Source organism: Chthoniobacter sp. (genome assembly GCF_040003245.1).
GTDB lineage: Bacteria > Verrucomicrobiota > Verrucomicrobiia > Chthoniobacterales > Chthoniobacteraceae > Chthoniobacter.
The window spans coordinates 1-13,508 of record NZ_JBDUCX010000189.1 but is presented as its reverse complement, the minus strand read 5'-3'; the positions used below and the strand labels follow the sequence as shown (position 1 = coordinate 13,508).

Genomic DNA, 13,508 nt, shown 5'->3' with positions numbered 1-13,508 from the left:
AAGGTACGCTCGCAGCATATGCGATGCGTTTGATGCCTGAGCGAATTCAGTGGTCCTTAGCAAGCTCAGGATGACGGCCCTTTTTCGCTCCGCTCCTTACGCAAACCACGCTGCCAATTGCGCGACTTGCAACTCGTCGAGGCGCCGGACGACGATATCGGCGGCGGTGAGTTCCTCCGCCGGGTGCGTCGTGGCTACGCCGACGACTTTCATTCCGCCGGCGCGGGCGGCGGCGATGCCGACGTGGGCATCCTCGAAGACCACGCAGCGGGTGGGTTCGGCGCCGAGACGGGCAGCGGCGGTGAGGAAGACTTCCGGGTGGGGCTTGCCTTGCTTCACATCCTCGCTGGTGACGGCGGCGGCGAAGAATTCGCCGAGGCCGATGAGGCCCAGCGAGAGCGCGATATTCTCGCGATGGGTGGATGATCCGATGGCACAGGGAATGCCCGCCGCACGGAGGCGCTCCAGCCAGGTACGAACCCCGGGCAAGGCTTCGACTCCCCGTTCCGCGACCACTTCGCGATAGAGCGCTTCCTTGCGCAGGGAGAGCCGGCGGATCTCGGCCGGCTCGGTCGTCCAGGCGAGGATGTCCGGAATGATGGCCTCATTCTTACGACCGAAGCTCTTCTGGAAATGTCCCTCGGGGAGCGGCCGGTCGATCTCGCGGGCGAGACGCTCCCAACTCTCCTCGTGATGCGACGAGGAATCGATGATGACGCCGTCCCAATCAAAAAGGGCAGCCCACTTGGCAGACGAATCGCTCAAAGCGCAAATCCCTCCGGTTCAATCCAGGCGTTGCAACGCGGGGAGGCGGTACTTTTGCTGGAAGGCGCCTTGCTCGGCGGCGACTTGGGCGGCATCGAGGTAAATGAGCCGCGGTTCCCCGTCGAACTCGATCTTGTGCAGGCCGTTGCTGGCTTGGGCCAGGGCGGTGGGCACATCGGCCAGCGATTGAATGGCCACGCCATTAATCCTCGTCACGATGAGATGATTCAACTCCTCGTAGCCCACCGTCATGTTCGAAGGCAGGACGCGATTGAGGAAGACGATCTTCTTCGGGCCGTCCTTGAAGAGTTCGTTTTGCTGGCGGTCGAAATAGACGAACTGCTCCGGCGCTTTCTTCTGCCAGTCGGCCCCGTACTCCTTGAGGTATTGCCGCGAAAGCTCCTCGAGCACCAGCCCGCCGAGCACGTAAAATTTCGGCGCGCGGTCGAGCACGTAGGGCTCGATGACATAACTCTCGACCGGCCGATGCTGGAGCGTCACGTCCAGGTCCTTCTTCCCGCCCTTGCGGAAGACAGTACACTTCACCACGTCGCCGGCGAAGTGCTTGGTCGAGAAGAGATGCGAGAGCGCGAGCTTGCCGTATTCCGGGTCCTTGTAATTGCCGTCCTGGTCCACCGGCTGGCCGTCCACTTGCAACAGCACGTCACCCTGCAACAGGCCGGCTTTCGCGGCTGGGCCGTCGCGCAGGACGTCGGAGACGTAAACGCCACCGGTCACGCTGCCGTTCAAACCGAGATAGGCGCGAAATTGCGGGTCGCGGGTAGGGGACGACACGATGCCGACGCGGGCGAAGCCTTCGTAGGGCGCCTTTTTCGCATCCTGCAGAAAGTGCTCGATGACCGGCGCGGGCAGGATCTCGGCATTGTTCGTAGTGTTGTCGTAGCGCATGATCAGGCCGGCGAGCTTGCCGTCCTTCACCACGGGCAGCGTGAAGCTGCTGTCGCGGAACTGGAGCGGCGTCGTCATGCGATAGACGAGCAGCGGAGAATCATCGATGGGGTAGCGCGTGACCTCCGCCGTGGTCATGGAGCCTTTGGTCACGAGCAGGGTGCCGGTGCTCTCGAGTTGCCACACGGAAAGCAAATCGCCGATGCCGGCATGGGTGAGCTCAAGCGGCTGGTAGGCCTTGAGAAAGGCGGTGTCCTCGGTTTTGAGCAGGGCGAGATTTGCCTCGTAGTCCACGACCTCGACGGTCGCCGGCACTTTTTGTCCGCCCTCGGCGGATTCCAATTCCACGTAGTTCGCATTGGCCACCAGTTCGGCGGTGACGAGGACGCGATTCTCCGAGAGGATCGTGCCGATGGCGCGGCGCGAAAAGGGCGGGCGCTTGCCCCATGGGCGGGCGAAATCCCACGGCTGGTTGGTCACATTCACGCGCACCACGGAGGAGGGCGCATCGGGCTTCACTTCAGCGGCCCGCAGATCGCGAGCAGCGGTGAGCAGGAGACAGGCAAGGAGAAGGGCGAGGCGGCGCATTATCGGGAGGCGGAAGAGAATTCGGTGGCGGGGATGTTCTGGTCGGCGAGCACGTTGTAGCGTTTGCGGATGCGCTCTTTCGCGGCCTCGACGGCGCTGCGTTCCAGCACCAGCGGGCGGGCGATGCCGACGAACTTGATGACGTAAAACTCCGGCTTTTCCGCCAGGGCATCCGCGGCGTCCTTGAGCGTGCGGATCTTGTGGTTGTCGATTTCATCGACGATCCCTTCGCGGAAATCCGCGAGATAGGTATTGATCGGGTCGGGCAGGATGGCGCTCAGGACGATGATCTCCGGGTGTTCCTTGTAGATCTCTTTCGTTACGAAATTGTCGTAGAAGTAATTCACCCGGTCGCTGGTGAACTGGTAGGCGCCGAGCAGATTGCGCGACAGGGGCTGGAAGAGCAGGCCGCCGAAAAGCACGTAGGGCGGGGGCGTGTCGTAGGTATTGGCCTGCATGAGGTAGGGCCACGCGCGATCGAACTTGATCGTCACATCGAGCGGCTTCTTGTCGCGCAGGATGCTCATCTTGACCTCGTCGCCGAGGAATTTCCGCTCCGCCACTTCACTCATCAGCACGCGCTCGCCATCGAGTTCCACCATGCCGTCGCTGGCGATCTCGTGTCCTTCGATCGACATGAGCACATCGCCGACCTCGAGCTTGCCCGCGCAGACTCCGGCGCTTTGCACGCTGCTGACCATCACGCCGCGGTCGTCATCGGTGAGTCCCAGCCCTTTGCGCATGGCGGGATTGAGCGTATTGGCGACGCCGATCGAGAGATCCATGTAGCGGTCGTAGTGGCCGTCCTCGATGTCCTTGAGGAAATGCCGGATCACCGGCGTCGGGATCATGTAGCCGACATTCTGCGCCACATCGCCGGAGAATCCCTGGAAGGCGACCCCCACGACTTTGCCCTGCTGCATGACGGGGCCACCGCTGTTGCCCGGATTGATCGCGGCATCGATCTGGATGGTGAGATGCGAATCGAGCACGGAATGCGTATAGGTGCGGAAATCGACGCGCGAAACGATGCCTTGGGTCACGCTCAGGCGCTCGCCGCCGATCGGATAACCGAAGACGGAGACGGTGGATTCCAGCTCCGGAATCCCGCCGAGGGCGAGGGGAATGGTGTTCTTGAAGAAAGCAGGGTCCTCGACTTTCAGGATGGCGAGATCGCAGTCGTGGGCGATGTGCTCCACCGTGGCGATGTACTTCTTCGGGTCGTTCTCTTTCTCGACGGTGAGGAAACGTGCATTGCTCACCACGTGCGCGTTGGTCACGATGCGATCCGCACTGACCACCCAGCCGGTGCCGCTGCCGCCGCCGAGCGAACCAGGGAGCCAGGGCACGCGGTAATTGGCGTCCTGCATGGTGTTGTTGATGCGCGCCACGCTTTTGCGGATCTCATTGGGCTGCGCGCGGAGAGGGGAAACGAGGAGGCCCAGGGCGAGTGCGACGGGCCAGAGGCGGAGGATCATGAGGCGGGGAAGATGGATGCGGGTGTGTGGCTTGTAAATAGGATTGTCGCCCACGGTGAGGCACGCTGGCGGGTGGTCATCCGGCCCCTGCCAATCGGATGAGGCGGGCAAACGCGAAGATATCGATCCAGTCTTGGAAAAGGCCATCCACGTGCGGCGTGCGCAAAGCCGTGGCCCGAAGATTTCCAGTTACGCGCTGACTGGTGTCGCGGGCGCAGCGGGCCCCGGCTTCTGGCTGCGATGTTGCCCGGCCTTTTCGCGGATGGTAGTCAGCAGCGCGACCAATTCACCCGCGTCCAGCTTGCCATCCCCATTCTTGTCGAATTTCTCGATCGCCTTGGCGGCATGATCCTGCGGACTGCCCAGTGCTGGGCGGCCGGATTTGCCGGTGGCGCCGGTGCCGGGAGTGACGTTGCCGGCCGGCTCGGTGCGATGCTCTGTCACGCGCTGGCGAATGACTTCGAAAAAGGCCGCGAGCTCCGTCGCATTCAGCGCGTGGTCGCCGTCCTTGTCGTATTTGGAGATAATCTGGCGCACATGCTCCTCGGGTGTGCCAGTGGCCCGGCGTCGCGTGCCGGTACCCGGGTTCTCGGCCTGCGCATCGGGAACGAAAAGGGAGAGCGTCGTCACGGCGCAAAACGCGGAGAGAAGGAGTCGATTCATCATCTCCACAACACCGTCGCCAGCCGAGGTTGCACAGAAATTTCGCTCTTCTCAACACTTGCCCCAACCCACCAACTACTGCACCGCGGCCAGTGCCACGCCGTCGCCGGTCAGGCGATAGTGCGTTTCCACGGCACCCATTTCGAGATGGCGCCAGAAAGAGGATGTCACCCCACTTTTCTCATCACCCACCTGGGCTTCGATCGCCACGAGACTATCGCTGGCATCCTTTTCCAGGTAGGGAGATTTGATCAGTGCGGTCACGGCTTTGCCGAGTTTCTCGGCGGTCAACCCCGCGAGATGGCGAATCTCTTCGCCCTGCACCACATTTTGCAACCCGCCGAACGCGCGATATACGGCCGCCAGTTTCAGCATCTGCGCGAGCTTCGCCGCGGCCTCAGCCTGCTGGCCTCGACCGGCAAGGAACGTCGCCTCCCCGGCATAGTCGCGCCAGGCAACGCGGGTGTCCGGGAGAATTTCACCGGCGTAAGCGCCATCGCGCAGGTCGGCTGGTTGGAAAGCAGCCAGGAAGGCATCCATCTTCCGGGTGTCTGCCACCCAAAACAGGGATTTTGAGACCTGGCCGGCCTCAGGGGCAACCTTGCCTTGGAAAGCCACCGATTCGGCGTGCAGCGAAGCGGCGAGGGAGAAGGTGAGGACGGGAAGAAGGAGATGGAGAGTTTTCATAAGCGGAGTTGGTTATTGTAGCTTTTATAATAAGCACCGCCGAAGCCACCTCCAGTGGGGCAACTGTGTATAGTTGCCGGTAAAATGTCCCTAGCTGGGCCAGATGTTCCTCCACCGGTCCGCCAGAGATTGCGCCACTTTTCCGCCGGCTAAAACTCCGCGCAATTGAACACGATGCGGTACCGGCACCGCTCACTGCGACACACCACCTTGCACTTCTCCGAGATCAGCGGGCCACCGCAAACGGGGCAGACGGAGTCCGCGCTTCTGTCAGCAGATGCCTCGGTTGTCTCTGCTCCTGGCTGAGGGACGGAAGGGTCTTCCATCACGCTCCTTTCGGTACTTCCACACCCAAACGACGACAGATGCTACGAGCAAGATGCCGCTTTATTTCCTGATGCCTGGGAATTGCTTCGCGCACGCCATTTAGGGGATTCGTATAAATTGAATGACTGGCACCTTCGCGCAACAGTCGGCAGCCGCCCGATTCCAAATGCCGGACCAACTCACGCCGTTTCACGCTACTGCCAGCGTGGTCTTGATCGCCTTGGGATCATCGCGCAACGCTTCTTCCTCGTTGACCTCAAGGACCAGTTTCACGGCCGCCGCAAGATCGCGAAGGCATTCTTCTTTTGTTTCGCCTTGGCCGTTGGCGCCCGGCACTTCCAGGCAAGTCGCCCAAAAACCACCTTCGTCAGGCTCACCAGTGTGCAGGAGCGCGGTTAGGTTACGCATGCGCGGATATTAACGGATGAGCAGGGTTCCCGCAATACCGCGTTCGTTTGCGGCTTTACCGTTTCTTTCAACTCACACGTTGAAGCGAAACTCCACCACGTCGCCGTCTTTGACGACGTACTCCTTGCCCTCGATGCGGAGCTTGCCGGCCTCGCGGGCCTTGGCAAAGGAGCCGAGTCCGATCAGGTCGTCGAAGTGCACGGTTTCCGCGGCGATGAAGCCGCGCTCGAAATCGCTGTGGATGACGCCAGCCGCCGCCGGCGCCTTGTCGCCGGCGCGGATCGTCCAGGCGCGCGTCTCCTGTTCGCCCGTGGTGAGATAAGTGCGCAGGCCCAGCAAGTGATACACGCCGCGGATGAGCGAATCGACGCCGCTGCTCGGCACGCCGATGCCGGCCAGATATTCCGCCGCTTCCTCCGCGGCCAGCGTCGCCAGCTCGCTCTCGATCTGCGCGCTGATCACCACCGCCTCGGTGCCGAAATGGGAACGGGCGTAATCCTGCACGGCCTGCACGTAACGCGCCGCCGGGGTGACTTCGACATTTTCGCTCGGCGCCACGCCTTCGTTGTCCCGCGCCGCCTCGACAATTGCCACGACATTGGCCAGGTCGGCCTCGGCCACGTTGCACGCGAAGATCGTCGGCTTGCCGGAGAGCAGGAAAAAGTCGCGCATGATCTTGGTCTCGTCGTCGCTCAGCGCGAGCGTCGTGGCCGGCTTGCCGGCATCGAGATGCGGGATGAGTTTCTCACATACCGCGACCTCCGCCTTCGCCGCCTTGTCACCGCCGCGCGCCGCTTTCGTCTGGCGATCGGAACGTTTCTGCACCGAGGCCAGGTCCGCGAGAATCAGTTCCGTATTGATGACCTCGATATCGCGCACCGGATCGACCGTGCCCGAGACGTGATGAATATCCGCGTCCTCAAAACAACGCACCACCTGGACGATGGCATTGACCTCGCGAATGTGGCTCAGGAACTGGTTGCCGAGCCCTTCACCCGCGCTGGCGCCTTTCACCAGGCCCGCGATATCCACGAACTCAATCGCGGCCGGCACCAGCTTCTTGGAATGCGAAAGATTGCTCAGCGCCTGCAACCGCGGATCGGGCACGGTGACGACGCCGACATTCGGGTCGATGGTGCAGAAAGGATAATTGGCCGCCTGCGCTTTCTGCGTCTTGGTGACGGCGTTGAAGAGGGTGGATTTGCCAACGTTTGGAAGACCGACGATGCCTGCGGATAACATAAAGGGGTGTGGTAACTACAGCGCCCACGGCGAGGCCGCACGAAAAATCCAGCGCGAAAGTGCGCCCTCATCGTGGAGACGACCAGAGAACGTCGAACGCCCAACGTCGAACTTCGATCCGACGAAGTCGACTTCACCCACATTCAGAGTTCGACGTCGGACGTTCGGAGTTCTCCTCCAAAACGCTCACCTCAACCGACGTCGCGCACCCGCTTAGGCTTGCTTCTTCGGCGGGATCCCGCGGTCTTCCAGCCAGTAGACCTGCAGCATGACGCCGATCCAATAGAGCGGCAGCAGGAAAACGCCGAAACCCGCCGTGAACGTGCCCGCCACACCGGCGGCCAAAATGGCGAAAACGGCGCCGAGCATGTAGAGCGCACCGGTCAGGTTGTGACCCTTGTAGATATGTCCCAGGCCCGGCACGACACTCAGGCACACCGCGATGCGGTCGCGCAGGCTTCCGCCGGCATGATGCTCGGGGTGGCCCGGGGCGACCCAATCACATTTCGTGCAGGCTTCCGGATGTTGGGGGTCGAGCGGCGCATCGCAGAGAGGGCAGTGCGCCGTGGTGAGAGGAGGATTGGCTTCGATCGTTGGCATGTTAATTTCGTCAGGTTGGTTGAAAATTGCCCTGCCTTTTCCCTGTGTCTAAATTAGACGAAGGCACGCCACTCAGCAATAGAAATAGTTCTGCTTATGCACAAACTCGCCGCCATCGTCTCTCATCTCGACCGTCATTTGCGTCATGCCGAGGTCACGGATTTCCCTGGCGCCTGGAATGGTCTCCAGGTCGAAAATTCGGGCACGGTGACCAAAGTCGGCGCCGCCGTCGATGCCTGCACCGCGACGATCGAAAAGGCGGTAGAAAAGGGGATCCAACTGCTCCTCGTCCACCACGGTCTTTTCTGGTCCGGCGTACAGCCCATCACCGGCCCCATGCGGCGCCGGATCAAGACCGCCCTCGATGGCAATCTCGCCATCTACAGCTCGCATCTGCCGCTCGATCTGCACCCGCAACTCGGCAACAACGCGCTGCTTTGCCGCGCCCTCGGCTTCAACCAATGCACGCCGTTCTTCCACGAGAAAGGCCAGTTCATCGGCTTTCAGACCAAGGCCGCGCTGACCCGCGACGAGCTCGCACGCCACCTCGAGAAAATCCTTGGCCGGAAGCCGCACCTCAGCCCCGGCGGCCCGGCGAAAACCGCGCGCATCGGCGTCGTCACCGGTGGTGCCGGGGCCGAAGTCGCCGTAGCGGCGGCCGAGGGTGTGGACACTTTCATCACCGGCGAAGGTCCACAGCATTCCTACATCCTCGCCGAGGAACTAGGCGTGAATCTTTTCTACGGCGGCCACTACGCCACCGAGACTTTCGGCGTCAAAGCCCTCGCCGCCTACGTTTCCCGCCGCTTCAAGGTGCCTTGGGAGTTCATCGATCATCCGACCGGCCTGTGAATCTCGAAAACTAAGCACTGAGCACTGAATACTGAACACTAAAATCCTCCCCCGCACGTTTTTCCAGCGCGATCCCATCACGTGCGCCCGTGAACTCGTCGGCTGCGAGCTCGTCTGGAACTCCTGCACCGGCCTCATCGTCGAAACCGAGGCCTACACCGCCACCGGCGACGAAGCCTCGCATACCTTTTCGCGCCCCTCGACCCGCCTCTTCGTTGCCCAGCACCAGGCCGGCACTGCCTACGTCTACTTCAATTACGGCATGTACTGGCTCTTCAATGTCCTCGTCAAAGGCGGCCCGGAAGACGGCTTTGTCCTCATCCGCGCCTTGCAGCCGACCCGTGGCCTACCAGCCATGCGCCGCCGCCGCTTTCCCAAAACCGACGCCGCCACGCGTCCCAAACCACCCGAAGCCGTCTGTTCCGGCCCCGGGAAACTCACCATCGCCATGGGAATCGGGGGCCAGCATCACGGCATCGATCTCTGCCTGAACCCGTCGATGGCCTTCCACGGGCCCGCCCATCCATCGATCCGCCGGCTCAGTGATATCCGCATCGGCATCAGCAAGTCCGCCCATTTTCCCTGGCGCTTCCTCGCCGCCGAAAATCCTTTCGTCAGCGCCAGGCCCACGCCCAGCGCGAGAATCTGCTGACGCGCTTCTCGAGTTTTTCGAATCGGCCCGGTGAATAACTCGGTCCGCCTCAACGCCGGGGAGGAGGCCCCCAAACTTCCGCACAAGTTATTCACAGCCCCACAAACCCCTCAATCCCATGCGGATATTATTAACATAATACAATATATGTCATCTAAAGTCGACATTGCTTCGGGTTCGCTTTAATTTCGTGTATGCTTGAATGAAGTGATCATAAGCCGATCCACCCCACTTCCGATGGCCCCTTCTCAAAATGATGAAACAACGACTCCCACGGTTGCTCTTGGTGCTTGGGATGCTGGCGTCCTTGGCGTTAACCCCGATGGCTATGGGCGAACCGCACGCCGTAGCACTCGCTACCTTCGTCTACGTGCTGGGTGAAGTCCGCGAGCCGCAACTGGTGGCGTATACGCCGAAATTGACGTTGGCTGCAGCAATTGGGATGACCGGGGGAATGAGTGATTTTGGAGCAACGCGGATCTACTTAATTCGGGAGGGCGTACTGATTTTGAAGACCGACACACGCCACGTTTTGGCAGACCATCCGGCGGCTGACGATCCGCTGCTCAAGGCAAGGGACGTCGTCTATGTCGGGACAATCGCCAACCTGCAGTAAGGGTTGGCATCTACTCCCTTCTTCTCGGGCGATCATCCTCGCCGAGCTTGCAATCCGCTCATCGTCGATGTGCGGGAGTCCAAATCCTTAGAACGTGAAATTCTCAAAATTTCTATATGTCATATAAAATATAGAGGTATTGGGCTAGATGGATTATGGTTTTTCAGAGGTTCCTCCCTTTTCGTCCGAATTTGGGAAGCCTTGCAGATACCAAGGCAGTTTTGGCGCAACTGGCGCGTAGGTCTTTGGCGCTGTCCGCTCTGGCGTGAACTTCGCGTCAAACGCGGCTTCAAAGCGGGCATTCATAATGTCGGCGTGGTGACGGTCGATCATCTCCACGACTTCCTCCAACGTCCAGCGATGGTCGGCCATCCCTGCCGCCACTGCGGGCGTCGTCTTGATTGTCGAATGCTTCCGGCAGAAATTGTAGTTCATGTGGTGAATCGCCAGATGATGGCAATGATTCGCGACTTTCTTGGAAAAGCCGTTGGTGAGGCGCGTGAAGCGCCGGTTGCCCATGCGCAGGGTCAGGTTTGACCGTTCCACGTAGGACGTGCTGCAAAGCTCCAGATCGGGCTTCCCAAAGACCGGCTCGCGCTTGATGCCGGTCACGATGTCCATGCCGTTCTCGTCCTTGCCGTAAATCTTGATGAGTTGCGCGTAATGCGTCCGGCCTAGATCAAAGGCGTTACCCACGGCCATCCTGTAGGCCGTGTGGCCGTCCGTGGTGATTTGAACCTCGCCGTTTTCGTTCATGCGGTCAGCCAGATCGTTGCAGAAATCCATTGCCGTCCGCGCGCTGCGGTCGCCTACCCGCCATGACGGGATGAGCTTGGTTTCCGCGTCAATCGCGGTCCACGTCCAAATGTCGCCCGCGTGCTTGCCCTTGGCGGTCTTCTTCGACTTCTCTTTGCAGCCCACGAAGCTCCAGATTTCATCGAGTTGCAGCACCCTGCACGGAAGATTCACGAGCGTCTTGTCTTGGAATGCCGCGCACGCCTCGCCCGCTTTTTCGAGGAAATCCACTACCGTTTGCTTGGCCGATCCCGTGATACGCGTAGTAGCCAAGATCGAATTACCTTCGATCAGGCACCGGAGAATTGCCGCGCGTTGTGGGACAGAAAGCGTTTTCATTTGACTTTATGTATTACGGAAAGCAGGATTCGTCAATAACTATTTGTATGACACAAAAGAAAAAGAAAATGGGCCGTCCGAAACTCCCTAAAGACGAAGGCAAAAAAGTCTTCTCGGTGCGACTCTCAAAACACGAGCGAGACAAGGTCAAAGAGGCTGCGGGAAAGGCCGGCGAATCGCCCTCGAAATGGGCGCGCAAGGCATTGCTTTCTGCCGCTGACTGATTCGGATTGCCAAAAATCATTATTTTCTGCTTAGTTCGGCTTCGCGCAGTTCGCGAAGCCGTCGCCTGCCTACCGTGACGACAATCGCTATGGAAGCAGCCCCCAGAACCAATGCTAGCAAGGCACAAAAAAGCAATACCAATATGGAGGCCGGGAAAAAGGCATTTATGATTCCTGAATTATCCGAATTTGCCGCCAACAAGATGTATGTATGGTCATATATCGGATTGATAGTAAGCGCAGTTGTGGCAGTTCTCAGTTCGCTACTTGCGATTATTGGAACTGCGTGCTTGTTCTGGGCGGACAAGGCCCGCGAGAAATTTTCGGATAAAAGAACAGAGGCCAGCGAACATGAGATTGTTCGGTTGAACCACGAAACTGCTGTTTTGCAGAACGATGTAGCGAAAGCGAATGAATCGGCAGCCCAGGCAAATAGAGAAACCGCCTTGGTGAAGGAGCGCGCGGCCGGATTGGAAAAAGACGCCGCGCTCGCCAAGCTAGAATTGGCGCGTATCGACCCAAACAATCTTCCGGTCACATCTTTACATGCAGACATATTTTTAACGGTTCAGGGTTCCTTTGATGACAAGCTTATGGATGCGAATTTTAAGCATGTTGGCGCTGGCATTCAGTTAATTGGTAAAACTGGCCCGATAGGGGCATTGGGGTGCTCCGACTTTAAGGCGGTGGCGATGAGTGTTTATGGATTTGTTCCTCCGGTAACAGCCGACGAACCCAATTCGCGCCAATTCAAAATGTCTTTTGACTGGCCTATCAATAACTCGTATTCAGCGTTGGTCCGCAATCCCCCAGTGTTGAACATGGTAGACGGAAGCCAGAAGCAACTGAAACTCCGGTCAGTCAATCCGCTCGATAATGATCGGATTCTAGTTAAGGATCTAAATGAAAACCTGACCAGCATACGGATCAGCATCGTTGGGCTAAAGGGGCGCGGGTTGATTTTCGAGGGCTCATGCCTGCTTCGGATAAATAGCTTCATCACGCGTGATTTTACATTTCCGAAAGAAATCGATGCTTCGCCGATTTCATGTCCCATTAAACCGCAGTGAGGCGGTCGATGACCGAGGATGCCGCAAAAGACGGATGCCTCAGCGCCAAGCGTGCGCGCAAGGTGCTGCTGCCCGCTGCCGACTAGGGCTTGCGCTTCGGCTTTGCAGCCGGATCGGCACGCTCCAAGATGGCGGCAAACGTGCGGTTTGCCGACGCCACACCCTCCTCTGTGGGAGATTTGCGTTTGCGCGTGCTGCGCTTCGGTGGTTTTCGTGTTGCCATCAGGGTTCATCTTAGGTGATTGTTCGTTTCTTCGCAAGGTGACGGTTTTCGCCTATTTTTTCGCCTCTCCAAAATTCGCAACAGAGCCCCTATTGGAACGATCAACCCAACAAGGCCAATCAAGACAACGAAAATTGCAAATACCTCGTCTCCCTCTATGACGCCAGAAGCACTAAAATTGCTTGTCGATAAGAAGGAATCGGTTGAGGCGATGTTGGCGGAAATTGATACAAGGCTTTTAGTGTTCGGCCTTGTTGTTTTGCTGGGAATCGCGGGTGAGACTTGGCTTGGCGTAACAAGTTGGCTGAACAATCGGAGGCTGCGAACAATCCAGAGGCAAATTGACATCGAAAAGGATCGGCAGGCAGCGATGGAGGCCGAGCAGCTAAAATCCGTTGCGGCGGCGGCGGGTGAGAGTGCCTCCAAAGCCAACGAACGGGCTGAAGGTCTGGAACAAGAGAATGTAAAAACAAAGTTGGAATTATCGAAGTCCAACATCGAATTAGAGAAGATTAAAGAGAAGCAATCCCCAAGAGCCCTTACAAACAAACAGATTTCAGATTTCATTGCGTTTACCAAAGATTTGCCCAAGGGAACAGTGTCGTTACAACCCGAAGTGGATGGAGAAGCTCGCAATTTCCGGGATGTGCTGACTAACTTATTAAAAGAGGCCGGATATAACATTACCTCCTCGGGCGCAAGTGGAGTTACCTTTCCGAACATTTCTGAATCTCTCATCGTAGTATTTGAACCTGACCATAAACCTGCCCACGCCGATTCGCTTGTATCAGCGTTAAATTCTATCGGAGTTAAAGCAGCGTATGAGACTGCCCAGATGTTCGGAATATCCAGATGGGCTGGCTTGAAAAGCGGAGACGAACTTGTGCTGATCCTTGTGCCTAAAAAATAGGACGCGCTTCCCCGGCCTTCAGCACGCGGCTCGGACGCCAAAAGCATTAGGCTGACTATAGCCAGTATAACGCATCCAGCCCAATACCAATATAGAGGTGTTGGTCTAACCCGGATATTTCACGCTTTGAAATTCTCGCGTCGGCAGCGCCGCGCGATGT

At 58.7% G+C, this 13,508-nt stretch carries 16 protein-coding genes; 6 read left to right on the top strand and 10 right to left on the bottom strand.

What is annotated here, in order from left to right:
* Positions 1-96 precede the first annotated feature (96 nt).
* The 9 genes from ABJF10_RS22260 to ABJF10_RS22220 all read right to left on the bottom strand — a co-directional run bounded on the left by ABJF10_RS22260 (position 97) and on the right by ABJF10_RS22220 (position 7,667).
* A complete protein-coding gene (locus tag ABJF10_RS22260; RefSeq protein ID WP_348546812.1) occupies positions 97-765 on the bottom strand; it encodes an HAD family phosphatase in 669 nt (222 codons plus the stop codon).
* Between the two features lie 18 nt (positions 766-783).
* Positions 784-2,262 (bottom strand): PDZ domain-containing protein, encoded by a 1,479-nt coding sequence (locus ABJF10_RS22255; RefSeq protein ID WP_348546811.1) that lies wholly within the window; start codon positions 2,260-2,262, stop codon positions 784-786.
* Positions 2,262-3,851, bottom strand: a complete 1,590-nt coding sequence (locus tag ABJF10_RS22250) for a trypsin-like peptidase domain-containing protein (RefSeq protein ID WP_348546810.1) — start codon at positions 3,849-3,851, stop codon at positions 2,262-2,264. The genes ABJF10_RS22255 and ABJF10_RS22250 overlap by 1 nt, the downstream gene beginning before the upstream one ends.
* Before the next feature lie 78 nt (positions 3,852-3,929).
* Complete coding sequence (locus ABJF10_RS22245) at positions 3,930-4,403, bottom strand: EF-hand domain-containing protein (RefSeq protein WP_348546809.1); 474 nt, start codon at positions 4,401-4,403, stop codon at positions 3,930-3,932.
* 75 nt (positions 4,404-4,478) lie between these two features.
* Entirely contained in the window at positions 4,479-5,090 is a 612-nt protein-coding gene (locus ABJF10_RS22240) for a hypothetical protein (RefSeq protein ID WP_348546808.1), read from the bottom strand.
* 325 nt (positions 5,091-5,415) lie between these two features.
* Positions 5,416-5,610 carry a type II toxin-antitoxin system HicA family toxin gene (locus ABJF10_RS22235; RefSeq protein ID WP_348546807.1) on the bottom strand — a complete coding sequence of 65 codons (195 nt, stop codon included), beginning with the start codon at positions 5,608-5,610 and terminating at the stop codon, positions 5,416-5,418.
* A complete protein-coding gene (locus ABJF10_RS22230; protein ID WP_348546806.1) occupies positions 5,607-5,825 on the bottom strand; it encodes a type II toxin-antitoxin system HicB family antitoxin in 219 nt (72 codons plus the stop codon). The genes ABJF10_RS22235 and ABJF10_RS22230 overlap by 4 nt, the downstream gene beginning before the upstream one ends.
* Positions 5,826-5,897: 72 nt before the next feature.
* Positions 5,898-7,067, bottom strand: a complete 1,170-nt coding sequence (ychF, locus tag ABJF10_RS22225) for a redox-regulated ATPase YchF (RefSeq protein WP_348546805.1) — start codon at positions 7,065-7,067, stop codon at positions 5,898-5,900.
* A 213-nt stretch (positions 7,068-7,280) separates the two neighbouring features.
* Positions 7,281-7,667: a hypothetical protein gene (locus ABJF10_RS22220; protein ID WP_348546804.1), complete on the bottom strand. Its 387-nt coding sequence runs from the start codon at positions 7,665-7,667 to the stop codon at positions 7,281-7,283.
* Between the two features lie 96 nt (positions 7,668-7,763).
* On the opposite strand from ABJF10_RS22220, the gene ABJF10_RS22215 reads away from it, so the two are divergent.
* The 3 genes from ABJF10_RS22215 (at position 7,764) to ABJF10_RS22205 (ending at position 9,787) form a co-directional block, all read left to right on the top strand.
* On the top strand, positions 7,764-8,519 hold the full coding sequence (locus ABJF10_RS22215; protein WP_348546803.1) for a Nif3-like dinuclear metal center hexameric protein: 756 nt from the start codon (positions 7,764-7,766) through the stop codon (positions 8,517-8,519).
* A 28-nt stretch (positions 8,520-8,547) separates the two neighbouring features.
* Positions 8,548-9,171 (top strand): DNA-3-methyladenine glycosylase, encoded by a 624-nt coding sequence (locus tag ABJF10_RS22210; protein WP_348546813.1) that lies wholly within the window; start codon positions 8,548-8,550, stop codon positions 9,169-9,171.
* Positions 9,172-9,427: 256 nt separating this feature from the next.
* Positions 9,428-9,787: an SLBB domain-containing protein gene (locus tag ABJF10_RS22205; RefSeq protein WP_348546802.1), complete on the top strand. Its 360-nt coding sequence runs from the start codon at positions 9,428-9,430 to the stop codon at positions 9,785-9,787.
* Positions 9,788-9,940: 153 nt separating this feature from the next.
* Here ABJF10_RS22205 and ABJF10_RS22200 read toward each other — a convergent pair whose 3' ends face one another.
* The gene (locus tag ABJF10_RS22200) at positions 9,941-10,855 is read right to left on the bottom strand and encodes an IS1 family transposase (RefSeq protein WP_348546801.1); all 915 of its coding nucleotides are present in this window, start codon (positions 10,853-10,855) and stop codon (positions 9,941-9,943) included.
* 113 nt (positions 10,856-10,968) lie between these two features.
* On the opposite strand from ABJF10_RS22200, the gene ABJF10_RS22195 reads away from it, so the two are divergent.
* The 3 genes from ABJF10_RS22195 (at position 10,969) to ABJF10_RS22185 (ending at position 13,348) form a co-directional block, all read left to right on the top strand.
* Complete coding sequence (locus ABJF10_RS22195) at positions 10,969-11,145, top strand: hypothetical protein (protein WP_348546800.1); 177 nt, start codon at positions 10,969-10,971, stop codon at positions 11,143-11,145.
* Between the two features lie 74 nt (positions 11,146-11,219).
* Complete coding sequence (locus ABJF10_RS22190) at positions 11,220-12,215, top strand: hypothetical protein (RefSeq protein ID WP_348546799.1); 996 nt, start codon at positions 11,220-11,222, stop codon at positions 12,213-12,215.
* A gap of 380 nt (positions 12,216-12,595) precedes the next feature.
* Positions 12,596-13,348, top strand: coding sequence for a hypothetical protein (locus tag ABJF10_RS22185; protein WP_348546798.1), 753 nt, complete (start codon positions 12,596-12,598; stop codon positions 13,346-13,348).
* Positions 13,349-13,508 lie beyond the last annotated feature (160 nt).